A 24,393-nucleotide genomic window follows, 5' to 3' on the forward strand; every position below is an offset into this window, starting at 1 on the left:
GTAGGAGCCAGTGGAAAGTTCTGAAACCCGTTGTTCTACATGCCACAACCAGGTGCCGTCCAATGGAGATTGCGGGAGTGTCGGATAATCCGAAGCCTGCCCTGCTCGTCATTGGCGGTCTTGGGAACGAACCACCGGACCGGAGACCGAATGTGGTTCGGCTTCCAGCCACGTTCATTCTCTCATACGCGGGGTAAATCACGCGGGAAGGTGCCCGGGGCTTTCTGTTTCCTGGGCGTTCCCTCCAGCCGCCGGCGTTACAATCAGGCTCAGGAGCACCGGACGAAAAGGACGCCATACCAATGCCCAGCATCTCCCCCGTCAACGGCACGCCAGCCCAGGAGCGGACCACCACCACGGACAGCGCCCCGGCGGCCAACACGCCAATGATGGCCCGGAACCGGCCCTTCGGCTGGCTCCTGGTGATTACCGGAGCTATCGGCTGGCTCGCTTCCGGGACCCTGGTCCTGGAAAAGCTCGCAGTGCTGCAGGATCCCAACCACACCACCGTGTGCGATGTGAATCCGTTCGTCTCCTGCGGCGAGGTGATGAAGACCTGGCAGAGTTCACTCTTTGGCTTCCCCAACATGTTTATCGGGATCGTGGCGTTCGCCATCATCATCACCGTGGGCATGGCCCTGTTGTCCGGCGCAACGTTTGCCCGCTGGTACTGGATCGGGCTGCAGACGGGCGTCACGCTCGGCTTCGTCTTCGTGGTGTGGCTGTGGTCCCAGGCCCTGTATGACATCCATGTCCTGTGCCCGTTCTGCATGATCGTCTGGGCGGCGATGATCCCGCTCTTCATCTGGACCACCATCCGCAACATCTCGGCCGGGGTCATCCCAGTCCCGTCCGGCGCCGCCCGCGTCGTGGCGGATTCGGGCTGGATCATCGTGGCGCTGATCTATGTGGGCGTCATTGCCAGCATCTTCTTCGCCTTCATCCAGGTGTTCGCCGGCACATCAGGCTTCTAACCGCCCAGCCATGAAGTAACAGATAAGGCCAATGTTCCGAAGAACATTGGCCTTACCTGTTGGTACGCGCCACTGTGGTGGTGCGGAACCGGGTCCTAGAACCAGATTTTGATCTCGCGCTCGGCCGAGTCCGTGGAGTCTGATCCGTGCACCAGGTTCTGCTGCACCTTCAGTCCCCAGTCGCGGCCGAAGTCGCCACGGATGGTGCCCGGGGCCGCTGTGGTGGGATCGGTGGTGCCTGCCAGGGAACGGAAGCCTTCGATGACGCGGTGGCCTTCGAAGATCGCAGCTACCACGGGGCCGCTGAGCATGAACTCCACCAGCGGCTCGTAGAAGGGCTTGCCCACGTGCTCTTCGTAGTGCTGCTCCAGGAGCTCGCGGGTGGCGTCCACCTTCTTGAGTTCCGCCAGGGCGTAGCCCTTGGCTTCGATCCGGGCCAGGATGGCGCCGGTGAGGTTACGGGCGACGCCGTCGGGCTTGATCAGGACGAGGGTGCGCTCAGTGGTCACAACTGCTCCAATGCGTTGGTGGGGTTTCGGGTCAAGTCTACGGGGACTGCTCTACTGGGCCGGACCGGATCCGGCGGCCTGGTCCGGGTTGGCTGCTTCCCACGCGGCCTGCTCACGTTCGCGTTGCGCGGCCTCGCGGTCCAGCCTGATTCCCGTACGGATGCCGTACCACCAGCAGATGGCGAACAGTGCGCCTACCAGGAACATGGCAGGTTCGAAGATTCCGGTGAGGATCAGCACCACCTGCAGCACCCAGCCCAGTCCGATGCCCCAGGGTTTGCGGAGGACCGCGCAGGCCAGCACCATGACGACGCTCAGGGCTATCCCGATACCCAGGATGAGCGCCGGTGGGAACTCGCCGCGGCGCAGGCCGAACACCGCCAAGGTGGCAAAGAACATGACGAACGCCTCAAGCAGGAGCACCGTCGAGGCGAACATGACCTTGGTGGAGCGCCGCTTCTTAGGCATGCCCGGGCGCCATTCGCGCTGGGCCTTGGTCAGCCTGGCCACTACGCCTCCGTCTTTCCGAGCAGGATGCGGGCCTCGGCCACGAGGGTGATGGAGCCGGTGACCAGCACGCCGCCGGACAGGTCGTCGTTCGCTTCGGCCCGTTCCACCGCCCATTCCAGGGCGTCGTCGAGCTTTTCTTCGATGTGGACGTTGTCCTCGCCGAAGCCGAGGTCGATGGCCAGCTCGGCCAGCTCGGCGGCCGGCACGGCCCGCGGCGAATTGGACTGCGTGAAGCAATATTCTTCGGCCACGTCGCCCAGGGATTCCTTGAGTTCACGGAGGATCTCCTCCGCGTCCTTCTCCTTGAGCACGCCCACCACGGGGACCAGCCGGGAGAAGGTAAAGGCCTCCTTCAGTGCCGCGGCAGAGGCCTTGATGCCGTCGGGGTTGTGGGCCGCGTCCACGATGATGGTGGGCGCAGACCGCACCACTTCCAGCCTGCCGGGCGAGGATGCGGCAGCAAAGCCTTCCTGCAGGACGTCGAAGGGAAGTTCCTTTTCGCCGCCGAAGAACGCCTCCAGGGCTGCCACGGCCACGGCCGCGTTCTGCGCCTGGTGGGCGCCGTGGAGCGGCACCAGCAGGTCCGGGTAGCGCCCGGCGATGCCCTGGATGGTGACCATCTGGCCGCCCACGGCAACGGTGCGGGATTCGACGCCGAACTCCACGCCCTCGAAACGGAACGGCACGCCAACTTCCTTGGCTTTTTCCAAAAGGACCTGCGCGGCGTCCAGGGGCTGCGCGGCGCTGACCAGGAAGCCGCCGGGCTTGATGATGCCGGCTTTTTCGTGCGCGATGTCCTCGGTGGTGTCCCCCAGCAGGTCGGTGTGGTCCAGCGAAATCGGGGTAATCACCGATACCTGTCCATCGCCTACGTTGGTGGCATCGGTGATGCCGCCCAGGCCCACCTCGATGATGGCCACGTTGACGGGCTGGTCGGCGAAAATGGCGAAGCCCAGGATGGTGAGGCACTCAAAATACGTCAGGCGGGGCTGGCCCTCCGCCTCCAGCTCGGCATCCACGATCTGCAGGTAGGGGCGGATTTCGTCCCAGATCCGCACGAACGTTTCGTCGGAGACGGGGTGCCCGTCAATGCTGATCCGTTCCGTGACCTTGGACAGGTGCGGGCTGGTGTAGCGCCCGGTGCTCAGGCCCTGGGCCCGCAACACGGACTCGATCATGCGGGACGTGGACGTCTTGCCGTTGGTTCCGGTCACGTGGATGATCGGGAACGCCTTGTTGGGCTCGCCGAGCACATCCATGGCGCGGAACAGCGGGGCCAGCCGGGGCTCCATCTTGTTTTCCGGCGCACGCCCCAGCAGCTCGGCGTAGACGCTTTCCACGGAAAATTCGTCAGTCATGCCTTAGGCCTCCACTTTTTCAACGACGACGGCGGGTTCGGGCACGTCTGCCGGCTCGGCCGTCAGGTCCACCGTCAGCGTCTCCCCCTTGACCAGGTCCGCGTTGGCCTGCAGGGCGTCCACGACGTCCTGCGCAGCGGTAACGGTGGTCCGGATGCGGTCGCTGACGTTGAGCCCGGCGTCCTTGCGGGCCTGCTGGATGGCGCGGACCATATCGCGGGCCAGGCCTTCGGCTTCAAGCTCCGGGGTGACCTCGGTGTTCAGGACCACGAAGCCGCCGCCGGGCAGGACTGCGACAGCAGACGACGCAGAGGAAGCGGCAGCACCGCCGCCGGACTCTGCAACCACCGTCTCCAGGGTGTACTCCTGCGGCTCCAGCTGCAGGCCCCCGGCGGTCACGACGCCCGAGTCATCCACGGACCAGTCGCCTGACTTTGAGCCCTTGATGGCCAGCTGGACGTTCTTGCCAAGGCGCGGGCCTGCGGCGCGGGCGTTGACCACCAGCTTCTGCTGGATGCCGAACTCCTCCGGGGAGGCAGTGGCGGCGTCGAGGAGACGGACGGAGCGGATGTTCAGTTCGTCCGCGACGACGGCGGCGAAGCCTTCCAGCGAGTCCGCGCCGGGTGCCACCACGGTGAGTTCCTGCAGCGGCAGGCGGACGCGCAGGTTGGCAGCCTTGCGGAGCGAGGAGCCGGTGGAGCAGATCTGCTGCACCTTGTCCATGGCATCGACGAGGCCCGGGTTGGCCGGGAAGAGGTTGGCGTCCGGCCAGTCGGCCAGGTGCACGGAACGGCCCCCGGTCAGGCCGCGCCAGATTTCCTCGGTGACCAGCGGCAGCAGTGAGGCGGCTGCCCGGGATACCGTCTCCAGGGCGGTGAACAGGGCGTCGAACGCGTCCTGGTCCTCGTCGAAGAACCGCTGGCGGCTGCGGCGGACGTACCAGTTGGTGAGCATGTCCAGGTAGCTGCGCAGCGCGTCGCAGGCGCCGGAGATGTCGTAATCGTCCAGCCGCTCCGTCATGGTGCGGACCAGGTCTCCGGTGTTGGCCAGCAGGTACTGATCCAGGGTGTCCGCGTAGCCGTCGTAGCGGAGCCTGGCCTCGTAGCCCCCGCCGCCATTGGCAGCGTTGGTGTACAGCGTGAAGAAGCTGTACACGTTCCACAGCGGCAGGATGACCTGGCGGACGCCGTCGCGGATGCCCTGCTCGGTGACGATCAGGTTGCCGCCGCGCAGGATGGGGCTGGACATCAGGAACCAGCGCATGGCGTCGGAGCCGTCACGGTCCAGTACTTCGGACACGTCCGGGTAGTTCCGGAGGCTCTTGGACATCTTCTGCCCGTCGGAGCCGAGCACGATGCCGTGGCTGATCACGTTGCGGAACGCCGGCCGGTCGAACAGCGCGGTGGACAGGATGTGCAGCATGTAGAACCAGCCGCGGGTCTGGCCGATGTACTCGACGATGAAGTCCGCCGGGTTGTGGGTGTCGAACCAGGCTTCGTTCTCGAATGGGTAGTGCACCTGCCCATACGGCATGGAGCCGGAATCGAACCAGACGTCAAGGACGTCCTCAACGCGCCGCATCACGGACTGTCCCTCTTCCGGGGTGCGGGGATCGTCCGGGTTGGGCCTGGTCAGTTCGTCGATGAACGGGCGGTGCAGGTCCACCTGGCCGTCCTTGTTCAGCGGCAGCCTGCCAAAGTCCGCCTCGATCTCGGCGAGGGAACCGTACACGTCGGTGCGCGGGTATTCGGGGTCGCTGGACTGCCACACCGGGATGGGGCTGCCCCAGTAGCGGTTGCGGCTGATGGACCAGTCGCGCGCGTTGGCGAGCCATTTGCCGAACTGGCCGTCCTTGACGTTCCCTGGGATCCAGTTGATCTCCTGGTTCAGTTCGGACATGCGGTCCTTGAACTTGGTGACCTCTACATACCAGGAGGACACCGCACGGTAGATCAGCGGGTTGCGGCACCGCCAGCAATGCGGGTAGCTGTGCTCGTAGCTGGCCTGGCGGACCAGCCGGCCCTGGGCGCGGAGCACCTGGGTGATGGGTTTGTTGGCCTCGAAGACCTGCAGGCCGGCGATGTCGTGCAGGTCGCCGTGCTTGAACAGCGGCAGGAACTTTGCGCCTTCGTCGACGGAGAGGACCACGGGGATGCCCGCTTCCTCGCACACCTTCTGGTCGTCTTCACCATAGGCGGGAGCCTGGTGGACAATGCCGGTGCCGTCCGTGGTGGTCACGTAGTCGGCCACGAGGAAGCGCCAGGCGTTCTCCATGCCGTACTTTTCGTTGTCGCTAAAGTCGTCCCAGAGGCGCTGGTACTGCAGCCCCTCAAGTTCGGTACCGGTGTGGGTGGACACCACTGCCGCTTCGGCATCTTCGAATCCGTCGTAGCCGAGGTCCTTGGCGTAGGCGGCGATGAGGTCGGCAGCAAGGAGGAAGGTGCCGGTGACGGGGGCGTCGGCGGAGGCGGCCTTGATGCCGTTGGGGCCGGCGGGCAGCACGGCATACGCGATGGAGGGCCCGACGGCGAGCGCGGCGTTGGTGGGGAGGGTCCAGGGGGTGGTGGTCCAGGCGAGGGCCTGTACCCCTGCCAGCTGGCGGGAGAGCTCGGAATCGCCCGAGAGGATGGGGAACGTGACCGTGACGGTCTGGTCCTGGCGGTTCTTGTAGACGTCGTCATCCATGCGCAGCTCATGGTTGGACAGCGGTGTCTCGTCCTTCCAGCAGTACGGCAGGACGCGGTAGCCGTTATAGGTGAGGCCCTTCTCGTGGAGCTGCTTGAAGGCCCAGAGGACGGACTCCATGTACTCAACATTGAGCGTCTTGTAGTCATTGTCGAAGTCCACCCAGCGCGCCTGGCGGGTGACGTACGCGCGCCATTCATCGGCGTACTTCATCACGGAGGCGCGGCAGGCATCGTTGAATTTGTCGATGCCCATGGCTTCGATCTGGGTCTTGTCAGTCATGCCCAGCTGCTTCATGGCTTCAAGTTCAGCCGGGAGGCCATGGGTGTCCCAGCCGAAGCGCCGCTCAACACGCTTGCCCCGCTGGGTCTGGAACCGGCCCACCAGGTCCTTGGCGTAGCCGGTCAGCAGGTGGCCGTAGTGCGGGAGGCCGTTGGCGAACGGCGGACCGTCGTAGAACACGAATTCGTTGCTGCCGGGTTCGCCGCCGGGCAGGTCGGCGCTGCGCTGGTCGATGCTGGCCTGGAAGGTGCCGTCCTGATCCCAGTACTTCAGGATGCGCTCTTCGATCTCCGGAAACTTCACGGAGGCGGAAACGCCTGCGCGGCCGTCGGACGGGCCGCCGGTGGTGGAGGCTGAGGCCTTGGGATAATACGTCATTCTCGACATCCTGGGTTGAGCTGGGCGAACCGGCAGTTGCCGGACACTTTCCGGGATGCGAGGACGGCTTGCCGTGCGGTCCAAGGACTGCACGCTTACCGCGGTACCACCTCACTTACCGGCGCAGCGTGTTCCACAGGAACGGTGCTGCCCCGGCCTCTCATTACTGCTGTAACGGGCTTACCCGTCCGGTTCTACTGGCACTTCCCGCGGACGGGTGATGCGTTCTTCCGGAAGCTCACCGGTGATTGCCGGGTCATAGCCTTTGATGAGTCTACTATCGGGTCCACGTGCATTTCCATTCCCCTGGGCTGGCTGTTGCCGGCGCACCGGCCAGCCAATGTTTCCGGCGCCTGCAGTGCCTAGACTCACTCCCATGACAGCTTCCGGCCGGCGGGTCCCCCCGCGCCTCTCCACAGTGTGCACCTGGTTGTCGCTCCTGGCCGCAGTGCCGGTGCTGGTGATGTCCGTTTTCCGGGCTGTCGGCGCGGAGTGGCCGGTGCTGGTGGTCCAGCTGCTCGCCTTCACGCCGTGGCTGGCGGTGCCCGCGGGCGTGGCCCTGGTCCTGTCATTGTTCGGAGGCCGCAGGGAGCCGCAGGTGGTGGCGGCAGCGCTCTTGGTCTGCCAGCTTTTCTGGCTCTTCCCCCTGGACATCGCCCGCCCCATCCCCGCCGCTGCCGCCGCTGCCGCAGCGCCGGCGGCGTCGCCTGCGGAGCAGCAGCCGACGGCCACGGTGCAGCTGAACGTCATGAGCATCAATTCGCAGTTTGGCCGGGCTGACGCCGCCACCATTGTCCGGCTAGTGCGGGAGAAGAAGGTGGCGCTCCTCGCCATCCAGGAACACTCACAGGGCCTGCAGGAACGCCTGGCCACTGAAGGCCTCGACGCGCTGCTGCCCCACCGGATCAGCCAGCCCACGGACGACGGCGCCGGTAGCGCCGTGTATTCCAGCCATCCGCTGGAGCCGGTGGGGTTGCTGCCGGACACCCCGTTCCTGATGCCAACGGTGAGGCTCACTGCCGGCGGTTCCGGCGGGGCTGGCGCCAGTGCCGTCCTGGAACTGACCAATGTCCACACCCTGCCCCCGGTCGACACTTGGGTGGGCCAATGGCGGAGCGACCTCAAGGCCTTGTCCCGGTTGGCGGAACGGCCCGGCCACAGGCTGCTGCTGGGTGACTTCAATGCCACCTACGACCATGCGGAGTTCCGGAGCCTCCTCCGCGCCGATGAGGAAGGCCTGGTGGACGTGGCCGCCGCCTCCGGGTCCAGGCTCCTTCCCACGTGGCCCATGGATGGCACGCGACTGCCCGGCATCGCCATCGACCACGTGGTGACAAGCCCCCGGGTTGGCAGCAGCGGTTACCAGGTCCACAGGGTACCGGGTACGGACCACGCGGCGATCACCGCAACGGTCGTGGTTCCGGCCGCCTGAAGCCCAGCAACGTTGCGGGTCTATGGCCCCGTGCCGTCCGGCGAACTCAGCCCTTGCGGATCAGCTTGTGGTTGGCGGCCTGGGCCACCGGCCGGATGACTATCTCGTCGAGGTTGACGTGGTGCGGGACGCTGACGGCGTACCGGACGACGTCGGCCACGTCACCCGCGGTCAGCGGCTTCTCCACGCCTTCGTAGACTTTGTCCGCAGCCTGCTCGCTGCCCAGGCGGTTGAGCGCGAATTCCTCGGTCTGCACCAGGCCGGGCGCCACCTCGATCACCCGGATGTTGTTCTCCACTTCCTCCAGCCGAAGCGCATTGGTGAGGGCGTGCTGGGCGAACTTGGCCGCGTTGTAGCCGCCACCGCCTTCGTAGGCTGCAATCGCGGCAGTGGAGGTCAGGTTCAGCACCGTTCCCTCGCCGTTGGCACGGAGCATCGGCAGGAACGCGCGGGTGAGTTTCATGGTGCCCAGCACGTTGACCCGGTACATCCACTCCCAGTCAGCGGTGCTGGCTTCCGCCACCCTGTCCGCGCCGCGGGCGCCGCCGGCAATGTTGATGAGCGTATCGATGCCCCCGGCGGCGGTGACCTTTTCCACCAGCCGGGACACGTCGTCGTCCTCGGCAATGTCAGCTGGAACGGCCACGGCACCGGTCTCGGCTGCGAGCGACGCGAGGCGGTCTTCGCGGCGGGCTACGGCGAACACCGTCCAGCCTTCCGCGCGCAGTGCGCGCACCGTCGCCTCACCAATACCGGTGCTTGCACCAGTCACCAGGGCTGCCTTGCTGTGCTGCAAATCGTCAGTCATGGGCACCACCCTAACGGGAGGTTCCCGCCTCAGGCGGACCGCGCGTTACACAGCGTCAAGCGGGCACCCCGCCCACCGGATCTGCGGCAGGATGCTGCGCCGGCTCCCAGCGTTTCTCCGGGATTGAACGGAGCATGAAAGAATTGCCCAATGGCTGAAGACATACAGGGTACAGACACGCCCACCACCGCCCCCATCAACGTTCCCGACAAGCCGGCACTGGAGGGCCTTGAGGCCGCCCTGACCCGGCGCTGGCTGGATGAAGGAACCTACAGGTTCAACCCGGACACCACCCGGGAGCAGGTCTACTCGATCGACACTCCCCCGCCGACGGCCTCGGGCTCGCTGCACGTGGGCCACATGTTCTCCTTCACGCAGACCGACGTCCAGGCGCGGTACATGCGGATGACCGGCAAGAACGTCTTCTACCCCATGGGCTGGGACGACAATGGCCTGCCCACCGAGCGCCGGGTGCAGAACTACTACGGTGTGCGCTGCGATCCCGCCATCCCTTACAACGCCGACTACCGGCCGCCGGCACAGCCTGCCAAGAACCAGCGCGACTTCGACGTGGTGTCGCGCCAGAACTTCATCGAACTGTGCGAGGAACTCGCCGTCGAGGATGAGAAGGTCTTCGAAAACCTGTTCCAGACCCTCGGCCTGTCCGTCGACTGGAACCTGACCTACCGCACCATCGACGACACCTCCCGCGCCGTCTCCCAGCGCGCGTTCCTGGCCAACCTGGCCGCCGGTGACGCCTACATGGCCGAGGCGCCCACCCTGTGGGACGTTACCTTCCGGACCGCCGTTGCCCAGGCCGAGCTGGAGGACCGCGAGGTTCCCGGCGCGTACTACCGCTACCCGTTCTTCACCGAAGCGGGCGACAAAATCTTCATCGAGACCACCCGCCCGGAACTCCTGGCCGCGTGTGCCGCACTGGTGGCAAACCCCGACGACGAGCGGTACCAGCCGCTGTTCGGCAAGACCGTGCGGTCTCCCCTCTTCGACGTGGAGCTTGAGGTCAAGGCGCACCCGCTGGCCAAGGCCGACAAGGGCTCAGGCATCGCCATGGTGTGTACCTTCGGCGACCTCACCGACGTCACCTGGTGGCGTGAACTCCAGCTGCCCACCCGGGCCATCATGGGCCGCGACGGCCGCATCATCGCCGAAACTCCGGACTGGATCACCACTGAAGCCGGCAAGGAAGCCTACGCTGCGATCGCCGGCAAGACGGCGTTCTCCGCCAAAGAAGCTGTGGTGGAACTGCTCGGTGCTGCGGGCCTGCTGGACGGTGAGCCGAAGAAGATCACCCACCCGGTGAACTTCTTTGAAAAGGGCGACAAGCCCCTCGAAGTGGTCACCTCGCGCCAGTGGTACATCCGCAACGGCGGCCGCGATGAAGAGCGCCGCGAACGCCTGATCGCCAGGGGCCAGGAGATCAACTTCCACCCGGCCTTCATGCGCTCCCGCTACGAGAACTGGATTGCCGGCCTGAACGGTGACTGGCTGGTATCCCGGCAGCGGTTCTTCGGCGTGCCCATCCCCGTCTGGTACCCGCTGGACGCCCAGGGCAACCCGGACTACGAGAACCCCGTCCTGCCCTCGGATGACATGCTGCCGGTGGACCCTGAGGCGGATGCAGCCCCCGGCTTCGACGAATCCCTGCGCGACCAGCCCAACGGCTTCACCGGCGACGCGGACGTCCTGGACACGTGGGCCACGTCCTCGCTGACCCCGCAGATCGTGGGTGGCTGGAGCCGGGACGAGACCCTGTTCAACAAGGTCTTCCCCTTCGACCTCCGCCCGCAGGGTCATGACATCATCCGCACCTGGCTGTTCTCCTCCGCTGTCCGTGCCGATGCACTGCAGAAGACCGCGCCGTGGAAGCACGCAGCCATCTCCGGCTGGATCCTGGATCCGGACCGCAAAAAGATGTCCAAGTCCAAGGGCAACGTGGTGGTACCCACGGATGTCCTCAACGAATACGGCTCGGACGCCGTCCGCTACTGGGCGGCGTCTGCCAAGCTCGGCGCGGACACCGCATACGAGATCGCCCAGATGAAGATCGGCCGCCGCCTGGCCATCAAGCTCCTGAACGCCTCGAAGTTCGTGCTGAACCTCGGTGCCACGGAGAACTCGGTGGTTTCGGCGGACCTGTCCGTCCTCACGAACCCGCTGGACCGTGCCCTTCTGGCCCAGTTGTCCGACGTCGTTGCCCAGGCCACCAAGGCGTTCGAGAACTACGACTACGCCCGGGCGCTGCAGCTGACCGAAACCTTCTTCTGGCAGTTCACGGACGACTATGTGGAGCTCATCAAGGACCGCGCCTACGGGGCGGCCGGCGAAGCGGAGCAGGCATCGGTGCTGGCGGCCCTGGCCACCACACTGGACACGCTGCTGCGCCTGTTCGCACCGTTCCTGCCGTTTGCCACCGAGGAAGTCTGGGGCTGGTGGCGCACGGGCTCGGTTCACCGTGCCGCGTGGCCGGCAAGTGTTGAGGTTGATGGCGACACCACCATGCTGGCCACAGTCGGTAATGCGCTCAGTGGTGTCCGCAAGGCAAAGTCCGAGGCAAAGGTGAAGCAGCGCACCGAGGTCCTCTCGGCAACCATCAGCGCCCCGGAGGCCCTGACCACCCAGCTGAAGGCCGGCCTGTCCGATTTGAGGGCGGCGTCCAATGCCCGGGAGATCACCCTGGTGGTGGGCGAAGGGGAACTGACCGTAAGCGACGTGACCCTGGCTGCCCCTGAGGAGACAGCGGCCGTCTAGTCCGGTACACGCCCTGTTTCAGGGCAAAGGGGAAGCCCCATCAGCGTTTTGCCGTTGGTGGGGCTTCGACTTTTCGGCCATCTCGTGACGAACTTGATGGTCTGGCAGGATCCGGGGATTTCCAGGTCTTCCTACCTCGTCACTGGTAGCTCGAATCCGGCGTCGCCAAAGGCTGCGTCGAATACATTTCACTGGATCTTTGGTTCCTGCGTCCCCCTTCTTTCGAAGTTGGTAAGAACTATTTTGATCCTATGCGCGGGAGATCACAAGGGCCCCGGAAGAACTACATGGCAGTAGTTCTTCCGGGGCCCTTGAAGTCTTCAGCAGCGGCAGCCGCGCGCCGGCTCAGCCGAATTCGGGGTTTTCGGTACGGCTGCGCTTCAGCTCGAAGAAGTGCGGGTAGGAGGCAATTGCCGTGGTGGCGTCCCACAGCTTGCCGGCCACCTCACCCCGCGGGATGCGGGTGAGGACCGGGCCGAAGAATGCCGTTCCGTTGAAGGCCACCACGGGGGTGCCGACGTCCTGGCCCACGAGGGAGATGCCTTCTTCATGGCTGGCCCGGAGCTGGGCATCATAGGCGTCGGACTCCGCAGCCTCTGCCAGGGAGGCAGGAAGCCCGCACTCCGCCAGGGCCTTGGTGATGACGACGGACCGGTCCTTCTCGCCGCCTTCGTGGATCAGGGTGCCCATGGCATCGTAGAGCGCCTTGACGGTTGCGTCTCCGTGTTGCTGGGCGGCGATGATCACCCGGACCATGCCCCACGCGTTGTCCATGGACTCACGGTACGCGGGGTCGAGGTCGCGTCCTTCGTTGAGGACTGCCAGGCTCATGACGTGCCAGACGGTTTCGATGTCGCGGACGGCTTCCACCTCGCCGATCCAGCGTGAAGTGATCCAGGCGAACGGGCACAGCGGATCAAACCAGAAGTCGGCGCGGCTCTTGGCGGTTTCAGTCATGGCTAATCCTTGGGATAGGGGCGGCTGCGCAAGCGGCAGCCACCACTGACGGGGGTATTGCGGGCAACGCGGCTCAGGCGGACTTCCGCCGCTTGGTCACGTGCGGGATCATGGTGGGCTCGGCGCCGCGGAGGACAACATCCTCGGTGATGACCACGCTGGCCACGTCTTCCCTGCTGGGAAGATCGAACATCACCGGGAGCAGGACTTCCTCAAGGATGGCGCGCAGGCCACGGGCTCCGGTGCCGCGCTCCAGTGCTTGGTCGGCGATTGCATCCAGTGCGCCGTCATCGAAGACCAGCTCCACGCCGTCGATCTGGAACATCTTCTGGTACTGCTTGACCAGGGCGTTCTTGGGCGTGGACAGGATCTGGATCAGGGCGTCACGGTCCAGGTTGGAAACAGTGGTGATGACCGGGAGGCGGCCGATGAACTCGGGAATCAGGCCGAACTTGAGCAGGTCCTCCGGCATGACTTCGCCGTAGGAGTCCGCCTTCTTGCTGGCTTCGTTCAGGGGTGCACCGAAGCCGATACCCTTGCGGCCGGACCGGGATCCGATGATCTCTTCCAGCCCGGCGAAGGCACCTGCAACGATGAAGAGGACGTTGGTGGTGTCGATCTGGATGAATTCCTGGTGCGGGTGCTTGCGTCCGCCCTGCGGCGGCACGGAGGCAACAGTGCCTTCGAGGATCTTCAGGAGTGCCTGCTGCACGCCCTCACCGGAAACATCGCGGGTGATCGAGGGGTTTTCGCTCTTCCGCGAGATTTTGTCGATCTCGTCGATGTAGATGATGCCCTGTTCGGCCTTCTTGACGTCGTAGTCCGCGGCCTGGATGAGCTTCAGGAGGATGTTTTCGACGTCCTCGCCGACGTACCCGGCTTCGGTCAGCGCGGTGGCGTCGGCGACGGCGAACGGCACGTTGAGGCGGCGGGCGAGCGTTTGGGCGAGGTAGGTTTTCCCGCAGCCCGTGGGGCCGATCAGCAGGATGTTCGACTTGGCGATCTCGACGTCGTCGTGGTGGCCGCCGTCGCCAAGGTTCCCGGACTTCGGCGCGTGCCCGGCCTGGATGCGTTTGTAGTGGTTGTAGACCGCGACGGCGAGGGACCGTTTGGCCGGTTCCTGGCCAATGACGTATTCCTGCAGGAAGTCGAAGATCTCCCGTGGCTTGGGCAGTTCAAAGCTGCCGAGGTCGGCGACCTCGGCGAGTTCCTCTTCGATGATTTCGTTGCACAGTTCGATGCACTCATCGCAGATGTAGACACCGGGCCCGGCAATGAGCTTCCGCACCTGCTTCTGGCTCTTTCCGCAGAAAGAGCACTTCAGCAGATCCGTGCTCTCGCCAATCCGAGCCATATGTGAACCCCTTAGTATCCTGCTGCCGCGCAGCTTGCACCGTTGCTGGAATCTTCCCCGGACCGTGCGGGCCGGTTTGTGACAACTTCCACTCTAGGTCACATTGGCTCCCAAGGGTGGAAGGAAAAGGCCGGCGGGGCCAAAATGAACTGGCCCCGCCGGCCTTTGGGTACTGCTACCTCGTAATTGCCTGAGGTTTGATCTTGCGTGAATCGAGGACCTGGTCGATCAGGCCGTAGGACTGTGCCTCTGCCGCGGTCAGGATCTTGTCGCGTTCAATGTCATTGTTGACCTGCTCGGACGTCCGGCCGGAGTGGTGGGCGAGGGTGTCCTCGAGCCAGGACCGCATGCGCATCACTTCGGCTGCCTGGATCTCCAGGTCCGATGCCTGTCCGCCCTGGCCGCCGGACAGGGCGGGCTGGTGGATCAGGACGCGTGCGTTGGGCAGTGCCAGGCGCTTGCCCGGGGTACCCGCGGCAAGCAGGACGGCTGCGGCGCTGGCGGCCTGGCCCAGGCACACCGTCTGGATTTCCGGGCGGATGTACTGCATGGTGTCGTAAATGGCGGTCATGGCCGTGAACGAGCCGCCGGGAGAGTTGATGTACAGGGTGATGTCGCGGTCCGGGTCAGTGGACTCGAGCACCAGCAGCTGGGCCATGATGTCATCGGCCGAAGCGTCGTCCACCTGCACCCCGAGGAAGATGATGCGGTCCTCGAAGAGCTTGGTGTAAGGGTCCTGGCGCTTGAAGCCGTATGGTGTGCGTTCCTCGAACTGCGGCAGGACGTAGCGGCTGGACGGAAGATTACCGGCGGACCACCCGAAGTTGTAGTTCATAGTTATTGCTCCTGATCGAAAGGGTTCTGGTAGCCGGGAATTAGTTCTCGGAGGACGACTGGCCGGAGCCGTTGGAGGTTCCGCCGCCGCCGGAGACGGAGCCTGCGTGCGCGGCGATCTTGTCGAAGAAGCCGTATTCGAGGGCTTCGGCGGCCGTGAACCACTTGTCGCGGTCGTTGTCCTTGAGGATTGTCTCGACGGTCTGGCCGGTCTGGTCGGCGGTCAGCTCTGCCATGACCTTCTTCATGTGCAGGATGAGCTCAGCCTGGATCTTGATGTCCGAGGCAGTGCCGCCGATGCCGCCCGAGGGCTGGTGCATCAGGACGCGGGCGTTGGGGGTTGCGTAGCGCTTGCCCTTGGTGCCGGAGGAGAGCAGGAACTGCCCCATGGACGCGGCGAGGCCGGTAGCCACGGTGACGACGTCGTTGGGGATGAACTGCATGGTGTCGTAGATGGCCATGCCGGCCGTCACGGATCCACCGGGAGAGTTGATGTAAAGGTAGATGTCCTTTTCGGGGTTCTCGGCAGAGAGGAGCAGCAGCTGCGAGCAGATGGCGTTGGCGTTGTCGTCACGCACCTCCGACCCGAGCCAGATGATGCGCTCCTTCAGGAGTCGGTTGTAAATGTAGTTGTCCTGGGCTGCGGGATCGACGGTCGCCATCCGGGGGGCCTCTTGGTGCTGTGACATGTTTACTTACCTCTCGCTGGTGACGGTGACATCACTGAAAATCACTACTTGGACACTAACCGGTTTCACCGACATTTTGTTCGCGCCCCTGCGGCTGTTCGCTGACGGCGCACGATGCCGGCGCCCGCCGCCCTGCCGCGGGGTTTCAACGCGAACGGCCCCCGGATCAGCAGATCCGGGGGCCGTTCGTCAATGCCTGTTGAGGCTATGCCTTGGCTTCAGCCTTCTCGTCCTCGGCAGGAACCTCAGTGGCTTCGCCCTCAGCGGTGTCAGCCTCGGTGACCTCGGCGGCCGGAGCTTCCTCCTCGCCGCCGGGGCGGACGAAATCGCTCAGGTCAACGGCGTTGCCCTCGGAGTCGGTGACCGTGGCCTGGCCCAGCACAACTGCCAGTGCCTTGCGGCGGCGGACCTCGGAAACCATCATGGGGACCTGGCCGCTCTGATCGATGATCTGGGCGAACTGGTTGGGGTCCATGCCGTACTGGCTGGCAGTGGTGACGATGTAGTCGATCAGCTCGTTCTGGCTGACGTCGACTTCTTCCTTCTCGGCAATAGCGTCGAGGATGATCTCGTTCTGGAACGCGCGGGCGGTGTTCGCGCGCACTTCCTCACGGTGTTCTTCGGTGTCGTGTTCGCCGTCGCCGTGGCCGTTGCCTTCCTTGAAGTGGGCCTCGAGCTGCTCTTCGACAACGCTGTCCGGAACGGGAACCTCAACCAGCTCAACGAGCTTGTCCAGGACCTTGTCGCGGGCTTCGACGCCCTGCTCCACAACCTTGGACTCAGCCGCCTGCTTGGCCAGGTCTTCGCGCAGTTCGGCGAGGGTGTCGAACTCGGAAGCCAGCTGGGCGAAGTCGTCGTTGGCCTCAGGCAGCTCGCGCTCCTTGACGGCCTTGACGGCAACCTTCACCTGTGCGGCTTCGCCGGCGTGGTCGCCGCCCACCAGTGTGGTGTCGAAGATCGCGTCCTCGTCGGCGCTGAGGCCGGTGACGGCCTCGTCCATGCCTTCGAGCATGGTGCCGGCGCCTACCTGGTAGGACAGGCCTGCAGCGGAGTCAACCTCTTCGCCGTCGATCGTGGCGGTGATGTCGATGGTGAGGAAGTCACCGTCGGCGGCCGGACGGTCCACGGACTTCAGCGTGCCGAAGCGGCCGCGGAGTTCGTCCAGGGCCTTGTCCACGTCTGCGTCGGAGGACTCGGCGGCAGCAACCTCAACCTTGATGCCAGCGTAGTCGGGCAGCTCGATCTCGGGGCGGACGTCAACCTCGGCAGCGAACTTCAGGCCGCCGTCGGTGGCGGAGGGGTCCGGAACCTCGGTGATCTCAACCTCGGGACGGCTCAGCGGGCGGATGCCGGATTCCTGCACGGCAGCCTGGTACCAGCCGTTGAGGCCATCGTTGATGGCGGTTTCGAGGACATAGCCGCGGCCGACGCGCTGGTCGATGAGCTTTGCGGGGACCTTGCCCTTACGGAACCCGGGCACCTGGATCTGCGAAGCTACGGTCTTGTAAGCCGAGTCGATGCTGGGCTTCAGTTCCTCAAAGGGAACCTCAACGTTGAGCTTGACCCGCGTGGGGGTGAGGTTCTCGACAGCGCTCTTCACGGTCTAAGTACTCCTGGGATTGTGGGATGGGTTTCTGCGGAACTCACATGTTCCTGCCCGATCCGAGTGGCCGGGCCGCAGAGTCGGGGTGACAGGATTCGAACCTGCGACTTCCTGCTCCCAAAGCAGGCGCTCTAGCCAAGCTGAGCTACACCCCGTAAGTGCACAGGCAAGTCTACGGTGATACGCGTCGCGAATGCACATTTGACACGTAGGCCATGGATTAGGTTTAGTTATATCCGGCTTGAACAGCCAGCCCGAAGATTCCGCGAAAAAACGGAGCTTCCTTCGGGGACGTAGCTTAATGGTAAAGCCTCAGTCTTCCAAACTGATTACGCGGGTTCGATTCCCGTCGTCCCCTCCACTGAAAAGGACCCCTCACCCGAGGGGTCCTTTTGTGTATGTCGGCATGTGTGTGGCGGGTTGTATGTGACGGGCAATCACGAGTGTTGGCAGACCGGGCACCAGTACAGGTTCCGCCCCACCAGTTCGGCAGCAAGGACCACGGTGCCGCAGACCCGGCAGGGCAGCCCGTTCCGTTTGTAGACGTAGTGCGCGTCGGCACGGACCGGCATCGAAGCGGTTTTGGCCGGCAGCGACACGGTGCCGTCCGCGTTCCTGACCCTGCCGGTTTTTCCGTTGCGCCGGGTCCAGTATTTTGCGGCGGTGGTGATGATCCGGCCGTCCGCCACCCCGTCGGACATGAGGTTCACGACGTCGCGCCAGAGCTTGCGCGCGGCGGCGTCACTGAGTGCCCCGCCGGGCAGGTAGGGGTCCAGCCGTTGCCGGAACAGCACCTCAGCCCGGTAGACGTTCCCCACTCCGGCGATGATCTTCTGGTCCATCAGGAGCGCGGCGATGGTGGGCTTCCGGCCGGCCAGGTTCGCGGCGAAGCGGCCCGCGTCGCCCCGGAGGTTCCTGAGCGGGTCCGGGCCCAGCCGGTCCAGGACGGCCTGTACCTCGGCTTCGGTGATCGTTTCGCACGTCGTGGCACCGCGGAGGTCGGCCCAGCCATGGCCGCTGGCCAGCCGGACCCGGACGGCACCCACGGGGGCGGGCGGCCCCGCGTAGGAGGCGTCGGCGTCGCCGCTTGCGGGCGACTCCTGCTCCCCTACCCTGCGGGGTGCTCCGATGCTGGACGACCCGGTGAACGTCCGGTCACCGCCGAAGCTCCACGCGCCGTACAGGCCAAGGTGTACGTGCAGCACCCGGGCGTTGTCGAAGTGCAGGAACAGGTGCTTGCCGTGGGCTTCGGCGGCCACCATGGTGTGGCCGTCCAGCAGGGCCGCTCCCCCGCTGAACCTGCCCTGCGGGCTGGACACAGCGAGGCGCTCTCCCGTGAAGACGTCCCCGAACTGGCGGGCCAGCCGGCGGACGGAGTGGCCTTCAGGCACTACTCGATGACCTCGCCGGTTGATTCGTAAGCCGCGATCTTGCCGATCCGGCGGACGTGGCGTTCGTCATTGCTGAACGGCTCGGCCAGGAACGCCTCGATCAGCCCGGTGGCTTCCTCCACGGAGTGCTGGCGGCCGCCGACGGCCACCACGTTGGCGTCGTTGTGCTCACGGGCCAGGGTGGCGGTGGAAAGGTTCCACGCCAGTGCTGCCCGGACGCCCTTGACCTTGTTGGCGGCGATCTGCTCGCCGTTGCCCGAGCCGCCCAGCACGATGCCCAGGGCGTGGACGCCTGCCTGCTGGTCGGCCACGACGGCGAGGGCTGCGTTGATGCAGAAGGACGGGTAGTCGTCCTGGGCGTCGTAGGCCTTGGGCCCGTGGTCCACCACGTCGTAGCCCTTGGCGGTGAGGTGGGAGACCAGATGGGCGCTGAGCTCCATCCCTGCATGGTCGGTGGCGATGTGGACCCGCGGGAAGGAAGGGGATGAGGTCACGTTCAGGTTCCGTTCGGTTTGGCGGCGCTGGCGGCCGGCGGCGTGGGCGCCGGCCCGGGAAACAACACGGACAAGGATACTAGGAGCCCGGGCCATGCCCGCCGGATGACGGGCCGCCTCCCTTCCGGGCCCTGGCGGCCACCCGGGTGAGGACGTCGGCAAGGCGCGCCGCGGATGCCTGGCTGCCGCCGCTGACGGCGAGGCGCCGGCCGTCGGTCTTGCTGACGACGACGGCGGGGCCGCTGCCCACGAGCATGGCGTCGGTGCCGCCGTGGTGCCGGTAGCCCCACCCGCCGTAGTCTGCTGCCTTCAAGTCTGCTGCGCTGGCGGCGGTGATGGATCCGGCCGGAACATCCATGACCGGCAGGACGCCGGCCAGGAGGACCTTCAGCCCGTACCTGTCAGCCTTCACCCGGGCGAAGAGGAAGCCCGCTCCCACCACGGCGAGGAGAACCAGGAGGCCACCGAGCCAGGGAAGCGCGATGGCGATGAGCGCGGCGGGGAAGAGTGAGGCGATGCCGATCATGACGAAGACCGAACTGCGTGCATGCACCCACAACCGGACGGTGTCCGCCGTCAGGTCGGGGTCGGCTTCCCGGATCAGGGCGCGCTGCAGCGCCCGGTCGTCGTCCACGGACCAGTGCTGGTCCGCTTTGTAGACCATGGCCAGGGTGACTCCCAGGGAAACCGCCGCTCCGCTCCCCAACGCCAGGACTGTCAGGTCGACGTGCGAGTTGCGCGCATCGGTGACGCCTGCCTGGCCCACCAGGCCGGCAGCGAGCACGGTGGTCACGAAGAGGCTCAGGAACAGCCCGACGCCCATCATGATCCGGCGCATGACGGCGGGCCTGCCCAGCGGCAGTGCCTGCGAGAGGACCAGCCAGCCCGCGGCAAGGATCAGGGCTGCTCCCCCGCCCGCATAGGCGCCGAACGGAGCGAAGGCGGCGCCGCCGTCGTCCGTCCACTGGATGGCGAGCGGCTCCGGAAGGTCACGGCGCAGCAGTGCCGCGCAGAAGACAAACGCGCCGGCCAGGACCACGGGGAAGCCGATGACGAAACGCAGCGCCTTCCGGTCCACCCTGTCCAGAATCTTTCCCATGGATTAACGCTACCCCCGCGGGCGGTCACCCCCGGAGGGGCCGGAGCGGAAAGGTGTGACGGGGACGTGACCTGCGCAACGTGGCAGGGTCCGGGCAGTGTAAGAATGATCAGAGCCGGAGCCGGCTACCGCCGGCGCCGCAGCAGCCAACGTCTTCTGGAGGTCTCCTTGCCAGGCATGAACCTGACGCGCGATGAAGCCCGCGCCCGCGCCGAACTGATAACCGTCGAGTCCTACGAGGTCAGCCTGGACCTGACCCGCGGCAGTGAGGTGTTCGGCAGCACCACGACAGTGAAATTCGGGGCCGTTGCCGGGGCAGAGACGTTCATCGATGCCGTAACGCACACGGTGCACAGCGTGACCCTGAACGGTCAAAGCCTGGACCCCGCTGCTGTGGCCGACGGTGTGCGGATCCAGCTGCCGGGCCTGCAGGAACACAATGAGCTGACGGTGGTGGCGGATGCCCCGTACATGAACACCGGTGAGGGCCTGCACCGTTTCGTTGACCCCGTGGACAGCGAGGTCTACCTGTACACGCAGTTCGAAGTGCCCGATTCCCGGAGGATGTTCGCCGTCTTCGAGCAGCCGGACCTGAAGGCGACGTTCGCCTTCACTGTCACCGCCCCCTCGCACTGGGACGTCATCTCGAACTCCCCCACGCCCACACCGGCCGAAACCTCCGCCTCCGGCGACGGCGGAGCCCGCTCCGTGTGGACCTTTGCACCGACTCCACGGCTGTCCTCCTACGTGACAGCCCTGATTGCGGGCCCGTACCAGTCGGTCCGCAGCGAGGTTACAAGCTCCGACGGGCGGGTCATCCCGCTGGGAGTCTTTGCCCGCAAGTCGCTCATGCAGTACCTGGATGCGGACAATATCTTCGAACTCACGCGCCAGGGCTTCGGCTTCTTCGAGGCACAGTTCGGCTGCCCCTACCCGTTCGAAAAGTATGACCAGCTGTTCGTGCCGGAGTTCAACGCCGGCGCCATGGAGAACGCAGGTGCCGTGACCATCCTGGAGGGCTACGTCTTCCGGAGCAAGGTGACGGGGGCGCAGATTGAACGGCGTGCCATCACGGTGCTCCACGAGCTCGCGCACATGTGGTTCGGCGACCTGGTGACCATGCGGTGGTGGAACGATTTGTGGCTGAACGAGTCCTTCGCCGAGTACATGTCGCACCTGGCGGCCGTGGAGGCCACGTCCTTCACAAGCGCCTGGACCACATTCGCGTCGGTGGAGAAGTCCTGGGCCTACCGCCAGGACCAGCTGCCCACCACCCACCCGATCTTCGCTGAGATCAACGACCTGCAGGACGTTGAGGTGAACTTCGACGGCATCACCTACGCCAAGGGCGCCTCGGTCCTGCGGCAGCTGGTGGCCTGGGTGGGTCCGGAGCAGTTCATGGCCGGCGTCCGGGAATACTTTGCCAAGCACTCCTGGGCCAACACCGAGCTGAGCGACCTGTTGGTGGAGCTCGAGAAAGCCAGCGGCCGCGACCTGGACAACTGGGGACGGCAGTGGCTGGAGACCGCGGGGGTGAACACGCTGGTTCCCGAACTGGACGTGGATTCCGACGGGACGTTGCGCTCCTTCGCCATCCTGCAGTCCGCCGTACCCGAGTGGCCCACCATCCGTCCGCACCGGCTGGCTGTGGGGTTCTACAACCTGAGCGCCGCCGGCAGGCTTGAGCGCGTGCACCGCGAGGAACTGGACGTCGACGGCGAACGCACCGACGTCCCTGCCCTGGCCGGACTCAAGCAGCCGGACCTCATCCTTGTCAACGATGACGACCTTGCCTACGCCAAGGTCCGCCTCGACCCGAAGTCCCTGGCCACCGCCACAGCCCACCTGAAGGACTTCCAGGACAGCCTGCCGCGCACGCTGGTCTGGAATTCGGCGTGGGACGCGGCGCGCGACGGCGAAACTCCGGCGCGTGCCTACGTGGAGCTGGTCCTGGCCAATGTCGCCGCGGAAACAGATTCCTCAGTCATCCTGGTGCAGCTGCGCCAGCTCGCCACCACGCTGAACTTCTACGTAGCCGAGGATCACCGCGAGGCCACCACCTCCGCGGCCGCGGACCGGCTCTGGGAGCTGGCCCAGGAAGTTGCCGGCGGTTCGGACGCCCAGCTCCAGTTCGTTAAGTCCTTTGCGCTGCTGGCCGGCAGCACATCCCAGCTGGACCGGGTGGCAGGGCTCCTGGACGGATCAGCCACCCTGGATGGACTGACCGTGGACCAGGACCTGCGCTGGGAGCTGGTGGCTTCCCTGGTGGCCGGCGGCAGGCTCGGACAGGACGGGATCGACGCCGAACTGGAGCGGGACAAGACCGCCAGCGGCCAGAACGCTGCGGCCCTGGCCTCGGCGGCCATCCCGACCCCCGAGGCCAAAGCCGCCGCCTGGGAGTCAATCGTGGTCAAGGGCGATCTGTCCAATGCGTTGCAGGGTTCGGCCGTGGCCGGGTTCATGCGGGTGCTGGACCGGTCACTGCTGGAACCCTACGCGGAGAAGTACTTCGCCGCCGTCCCGGGCATCGTGGCCACCCGCACGCACGCACTGGCCCAGCAGATCGTCGTTGGCCTCTACCCGGCCCTGCTGACCAGCCAGGCCACCGTGGACCGCACGGACGCTTTCCTGGCGTCCCTCCCGCAGGAGAGCGCCGCGCTCCGCCGGATGATGCTGGAAAACCGCGACGGCGTGGCCCGGGCCCTGCGCGCCCGTGCCGCCGACGCCTGACAGGAAGGAACCGCAGCCATGGGCCTGCATGAACACAAGTACGCCCTGACCGTCCAGTGGACAGGTAACCGCGGTGAGGGGACCTCGTCCTACCGCGGCTACTCCCGGGACCACGACATCGCCATTCCGGGCCTGCCGGTCCTGAAAGGCTCGGCAGACCCCACCTTCCACGGTGACCGTGAGCGGTATAACCCGGAGCAGTTGCTGCTGGCCGCTTTGGCCCAGTGCCACATGCTGTCCTATCTCCACGTAGCGGTGAAGCACGGCGTGGTGGTCACGGACTACCGGGACGACGCCACCGGGGAGCTGGTGCTGAACCGGGACGGGAGCGGGCAGTTCCAGAGCGTTACCCTGCATCCGCGGGTCACCGTGGCGGACCCGGGGCAGGCGGAACTGGCGGCGTCGCTGCATCATGAGGCCAACCAGGTCTGCTTCATTGCCCGGAGCGTGAACTTCCCGGTGGGCCACGATCCCGTCACTGTGGTGGCTTAGGCAACGTTACCGGCGCTGGCCCGCCCTCCCTGCTGGAGCAGGCGGGCCAGCTTGGCTTCGGTTTCCGGCGCCAGCCCGGCGTTGCGTGGCCGGCCCAGCCCGCGGGTACGCTCATCCCGCAGGACGTCTGCGATGGTTTCCTGCCAGGGGCGCAGCACCAGACCCGCCGCCTTGGCCGCCTGGTTGCTGCGGGCCATGAACCCGTCATGGCCGGGCGGGAGCCACAACGGCAGCGAATCAGGCCCTGACCAGTAGGCGATGCCCTGGCTCGCGAGCCACTCCGGCGGTGCATCCAGGATGTGGCCGGTGTGGCCTGCGGCCTCCCGGGACGCGGCCATGTAGGCGGCGAAAGGCACCTGGTCCCCTATGGCGTTCAGGGCGCCCGTAATTCCCTGGCCGGCGGCTTTGAGGATCCATGCCGCGAGATCCCGGACGTCGATGACCTGGGTGGGGGCCGTTCCGATATCCGGGACCACCACAGGCGTGTTGTCCCGGGCGAAGCGGGCCGGCCAGTAGCCGTAGCGGTCGGAGCCGTCGCCCGGCCCGGCGATAAGGCCTGCACGGACAATATGGGCCCTGCCGCCGGTTGCTTCCGCGGTGGCCGCTTCGATGGCCGTCTTCGACTCGCCGTAGGTTTCCGGCGTTGATGCCTCCCCGTCCGGCAGCGGCTGCAGCAGGGCCGTGTCCTCGGCGGCGCCGGGAACCGAATGGTCCGCATAGACCGAACAGCTGGACACCAGGGTCCAGTGTCCAGCGCGTGCCGCAAGGCTTTCCAGCGCATCGCGTGCCAGGGCCGGGTCGCGAGCCACCTCGATCACGGCATCCCATTCCCTGGCCGCGTCGTCGTAGGCGTTCGCGCCCAGTGAACGGTCCGCCTGCAGCCATACCGCACGCCCGGGCGGCCGCCCCGACGTGCCCCTGGCCAGGCACGTTACGCGCTGGCCTGCGGCTATGGCCTGGCGGGCGATTTCTGCTGACAGGAAGGCGGTTCCGCCCAGGACGAGGATGCGCATTGCTCCACGCTACGGCGCTAGGGTTGAAGGTG

General features: G+C 65.9%; 19 protein-coding genes and 2 tRNA genes. 6 read left to right on the forward strand and 15 right to left on the reverse strand.

What is annotated here, in order from left to right; genetic code table 11:
• Positions 1-302: 302 nt before the first annotated feature.
• On the forward strand, positions 303-974 hold the full coding sequence (locus ACHL_RS10825) for a vitamin K epoxide reductase family protein (RefSeq protein ID WP_015937333.1): 672 nt from the start codon (positions 303-305) through the stop codon (positions 972-974).
• Between the two features lie 95 nt (positions 975-1,069).
• On the opposite strand, the gene ndk is transcribed toward ACHL_RS10825, so the two are convergent.
• The 4 genes from ndk to ileS are packed head-to-tail and all read right to left on the reverse strand — an operon-like array spanning position 1,070 to position 6,696.
• Complete coding sequence (ndk, locus tag ACHL_RS10830; RefSeq protein ID WP_015937334.1) at positions 1,070-1,483, reverse strand: nucleoside-diphosphate kinase; 414 nt, start codon at positions 1,481-1,483, stop codon at positions 1,070-1,072.
• Between the two features lie 51 nt (positions 1,484-1,534).
• A complete protein-coding gene (locus ACHL_RS10835) occupies positions 1,535-1,993 on the reverse strand; it encodes a DUF4233 domain-containing protein (RefSeq protein ID WP_015937335.1) in 459 nt (152 codons plus the stop codon).
• On the reverse strand, positions 1,993-3,351 hold the full coding sequence (locus tag ACHL_RS10840) for a bifunctional folylpolyglutamate synthase/dihydrofolate synthase (RefSeq protein WP_015937336.1): 1,359 nt from the start codon (positions 3,349-3,351) through the stop codon (positions 1,993-1,995). The genes ACHL_RS10835 and ACHL_RS10840 overlap by 1 nt, the downstream gene beginning before the upstream one ends.
• A gap of 3 nt (positions 3,352-3,354) precedes the next feature.
• Positions 3,355-6,696 carry an isoleucine--tRNA ligase gene (gene ileS / locus ACHL_RS10845; RefSeq protein ID WP_015937337.1) on the reverse strand — a complete coding sequence of 1,114 codons (3,342 nt, stop codon included), beginning with the start codon at positions 6,694-6,696 and terminating at the stop codon, positions 3,355-3,357.
• 376 nt (positions 6,697-7,072) lie between these two features.
• Here ileS and ACHL_RS10850 point away from each other — a divergent pair, with 376 nt between their 5' ends.
• On the forward strand, positions 7,073-8,128 hold the full coding sequence (locus ACHL_RS10850) for an endonuclease/exonuclease/phosphatase family protein (RefSeq protein WP_015937338.1): 1,056 nt from the start codon (positions 7,073-7,075) through the stop codon (positions 8,126-8,128).
• A 46-nt stretch (positions 8,129-8,174) separates the two neighbouring features.
• Here ACHL_RS10850 and ACHL_RS10855 read toward each other — a convergent pair whose 3' ends face one another.
• Positions 8,175-8,936 (reverse strand): SDR family oxidoreductase, encoded by a 762-nt coding sequence (locus ACHL_RS10855; RefSeq protein WP_015937339.1) that lies wholly within the window; start codon positions 8,934-8,936, stop codon positions 8,175-8,177.
• 150 nt (positions 8,937-9,086) lie between these two features.
• On the opposite strand from ACHL_RS10855, the gene valS reads away from it, so the two are divergent.
• Positions 9,087-11,705, forward strand: coding sequence for a valine--tRNA ligase (gene valS / locus ACHL_RS10860; protein ID WP_015937340.1), 2,619 nt, complete (start codon positions 9,087-9,089; stop codon positions 11,703-11,705).
• Between the two features lie 345 nt (positions 11,706-12,050).
• Here the strand turns inward: valS and ACHL_RS10865 are convergent, their stop codons facing one another.
• The 6 genes from ACHL_RS10865 to ACHL_RS10890 all read right to left on the reverse strand — a co-directional run bounded on the left by ACHL_RS10865 (position 12,051) and on the right by ACHL_RS10890 (position 17,297).
• Positions 12,051-12,662, reverse strand: a complete 612-nt coding sequence (locus tag ACHL_RS10865) for a mycothiol-dependent nitroreductase Rv2466c family protein (RefSeq protein ID WP_015937341.1) — start codon at positions 12,660-12,662, stop codon at positions 12,051-12,053.
• A gap of 73 nt (positions 12,663-12,735) precedes the next feature.
• Entirely contained in the window at positions 12,736-14,016 is a 1,281-nt protein-coding gene (gene clpX / locus ACHL_RS10870; protein ID WP_015937342.1) for an ATP-dependent Clp protease ATP-binding subunit ClpX, read from the reverse strand.
• A gap of 175 nt (positions 14,017-14,191) precedes the next feature.
• Complete coding sequence (locus tag ACHL_RS10875) at positions 14,192-14,851, reverse strand: ATP-dependent Clp protease proteolytic subunit (RefSeq protein ID WP_015937343.1); 660 nt, start codon at positions 14,849-14,851, stop codon at positions 14,192-14,194.
• Positions 14,852-14,891: 40 nt separating this feature from the next.
• Positions 14,892-15,512: an ATP-dependent Clp protease proteolytic subunit gene (locus tag ACHL_RS10880; RefSeq protein WP_015937344.1), complete on the reverse strand. Its 621-nt coding sequence runs from the start codon at positions 15,510-15,512 to the stop codon at positions 14,892-14,894.
• Positions 15,513-15,744: 232 nt separating this feature from the next.
• Positions 15,745-17,139, reverse strand: coding sequence for a trigger factor (gene tig, locus ACHL_RS10885; RefSeq protein ID WP_015937345.1), 1,395 nt, complete (start codon positions 17,137-17,139; stop codon positions 15,745-15,747).
• A gap of 83 nt (positions 17,140-17,222) precedes the next feature.
• Positions 17,223-17,297: transfer RNA gene (locus ACHL_RS10890), tRNA-Pro, on the reverse strand.
• Positions 17,298-17,429: 132 nt separating this feature from the next.
• Here ACHL_RS10890 and ACHL_RS10895 point away from each other — a divergent pair.
• Positions 17,430-17,503, forward strand: a tRNA-Gly gene (locus ACHL_RS10895).
• Between the two features lie 76 nt (positions 17,504-17,579).
• Here the strand turns inward: ACHL_RS10895 and ACHL_RS10900 are convergent.
• The 3 genes from ACHL_RS10900 to ACHL_RS10910 all read right to left on the reverse strand — a co-directional run bounded on the left by ACHL_RS10900 (position 17,580) and on the right by ACHL_RS10910 (position 20,126).
• On the reverse strand, positions 17,580-18,533 hold the full coding sequence (locus ACHL_RS10900) for an Fpg/Nei family DNA glycosylase (protein WP_015937346.1): 954 nt from the start codon (positions 18,531-18,533) through the stop codon (positions 17,580-17,582).
• Positions 18,533-19,027: a ribose-5-phosphate isomerase gene (locus ACHL_RS10905; RefSeq protein WP_015937347.1), complete on the reverse strand. Its 495-nt coding sequence runs from the start codon at positions 19,025-19,027 to the stop codon at positions 18,533-18,535. The genes ACHL_RS10900 and ACHL_RS10905 overlap by 1 nt, the downstream gene beginning before the upstream one ends.
• A gap of 79 nt (positions 19,028-19,106) precedes the next feature.
• Positions 19,107-20,126, reverse strand: a complete 1,020-nt coding sequence (locus ACHL_RS10910; protein WP_015937348.1) for a hypothetical protein — start codon at positions 20,124-20,126, stop codon at positions 19,107-19,109.
• 177 nt (positions 20,127-20,303) lie between these two features.
• Between ACHL_RS10910 and pepN the strand changes: the two genes are divergently transcribed.
• Both pepN and ACHL_RS10920 read left to right on the forward strand, forming a co-directional pair.
• Positions 20,304-22,856: an aminopeptidase N gene (pepN, locus tag ACHL_RS10915; protein WP_043793978.1), complete on the forward strand. Its 2,553-nt coding sequence runs from the start codon at positions 20,304-20,306 to the stop codon at positions 22,854-22,856.
• Positions 22,857-22,874: 18 nt separating this feature from the next.
• The gene (locus ACHL_RS10920; RefSeq protein ID WP_015937350.1) at positions 22,875-23,348 is read left to right on the forward strand and encodes an OsmC family protein; all 474 of its coding nucleotides are present in this window, start codon (positions 22,875-22,877) and stop codon (positions 23,346-23,348) included.
• On the opposite strand, the gene ACHL_RS10925 is transcribed toward ACHL_RS10920, so the two are convergent.
• A complete protein-coding gene (locus ACHL_RS10925; protein ID WP_015937351.1) occupies positions 23,345-24,361 on the reverse strand; it encodes an NAD-dependent epimerase/dehydratase family protein in 1,017 nt (338 codons plus the stop codon). The two genes, ACHL_RS10920 and ACHL_RS10925, sit on opposite strands and share 4 nt — an antisense overlap.
• Positions 24,362-24,393 lie beyond the last annotated feature (32 nt).

Source organism: Pseudarthrobacter chlorophenolicus A6 (assembly GCF_000022025.1).
Classification (GTDB): Bacteria; Actinomycetota; Actinomycetes; order Actinomycetales; family Micrococcaceae; genus Arthrobacter; species Arthrobacter chlorophenolicus.

Coding starts and splice junctions, on each gene's coding strand:
- ACHL_RS10840 (WP_015937336.1), bottom strand. CDS start 3,351: ATGACTGACGAATTTTCCGTGGAAAGCGTCTACGCCGAGCTGCTGGGG.
- ACHL_RS10855 (WP_015937339.1), bottom strand. CDS start 8,936: ATGACTGACGATTTGCAGCACAGCAAGGCAGCCCTGGTGACTGGTGCA.
- ACHL_RS10925 (WP_015937351.1), bottom strand. CDS start 24,361: ATGCGCATCCTCGTCCTGGGCGGAACCGCCTTCCTGTCAGCAGAAATC.
- valS (WP_015937340.1), top strand. CDS start 9,087: ATGGCTGAAGACATACAGGGTACAGACACGCCCACCACCGCCCCCATC.
- clpX (WP_015937342.1), bottom strand. CDS start 14,016: ATGGCTCGGATTGGCGAGAGCACGGATCTGCTGAAGTGCTCTTTCTGC.
- ACHL_RS10865 (WP_015937341.1), bottom strand. CDS start 12,662: ATGACTGAAACCGCCAAGAGCCGCGCCGACTTCTGGTTTGATCCGCTG.
- ileS (WP_015937337.1), bottom strand. CDS start 6,696: ATGACGTATTATCCCAAGGCCTCAGCCTCCACCACCGGCGGCCCGTCC.
- ACHL_RS10880 (WP_015937344.1), bottom strand. CDS start 15,512: ATGGCGACCGTCGATCCCGCAGCCCAGGACAACTACATTTACAACCGA.
- pepN (WP_043793978.1), top strand. CDS start 20,304: ATGAACCTGACGCGCGATGAAGCCCGCGCCCGCGCCGAACTGATAACC.
- ACHL_RS10920 (WP_015937350.1), top strand. CDS start 22,875: ATGGGCCTGCATGAACACAAGTACGCCCTGACCGTCCAGTGGACAGGT.
- ACHL_RS10910 (WP_015937348.1), bottom strand. CDS start 20,126: ATGGGAAAGATTCTGGACAGGGTGGACCGGAAGGCGCTGCGTTTCGTC.
- ACHL_RS10825 (WP_015937333.1), top strand. CDS start 303: ATGCCCAGCATCTCCCCCGTCAACGGCACGCCAGCCCAGGAGCGGACC.
- ACHL_RS10850 (WP_015937338.1), top strand. CDS start 7,073: ATGACAGCTTCCGGCCGGCGGGTCCCCCCGCGCCTCTCCACAGTGTGC.
- ACHL_RS10875 (WP_015937343.1), bottom strand. CDS start 14,851: ATGAACTACAACTTCGGGTGGTCCGCCGGTAATCTTCCGTCCAGCCGC.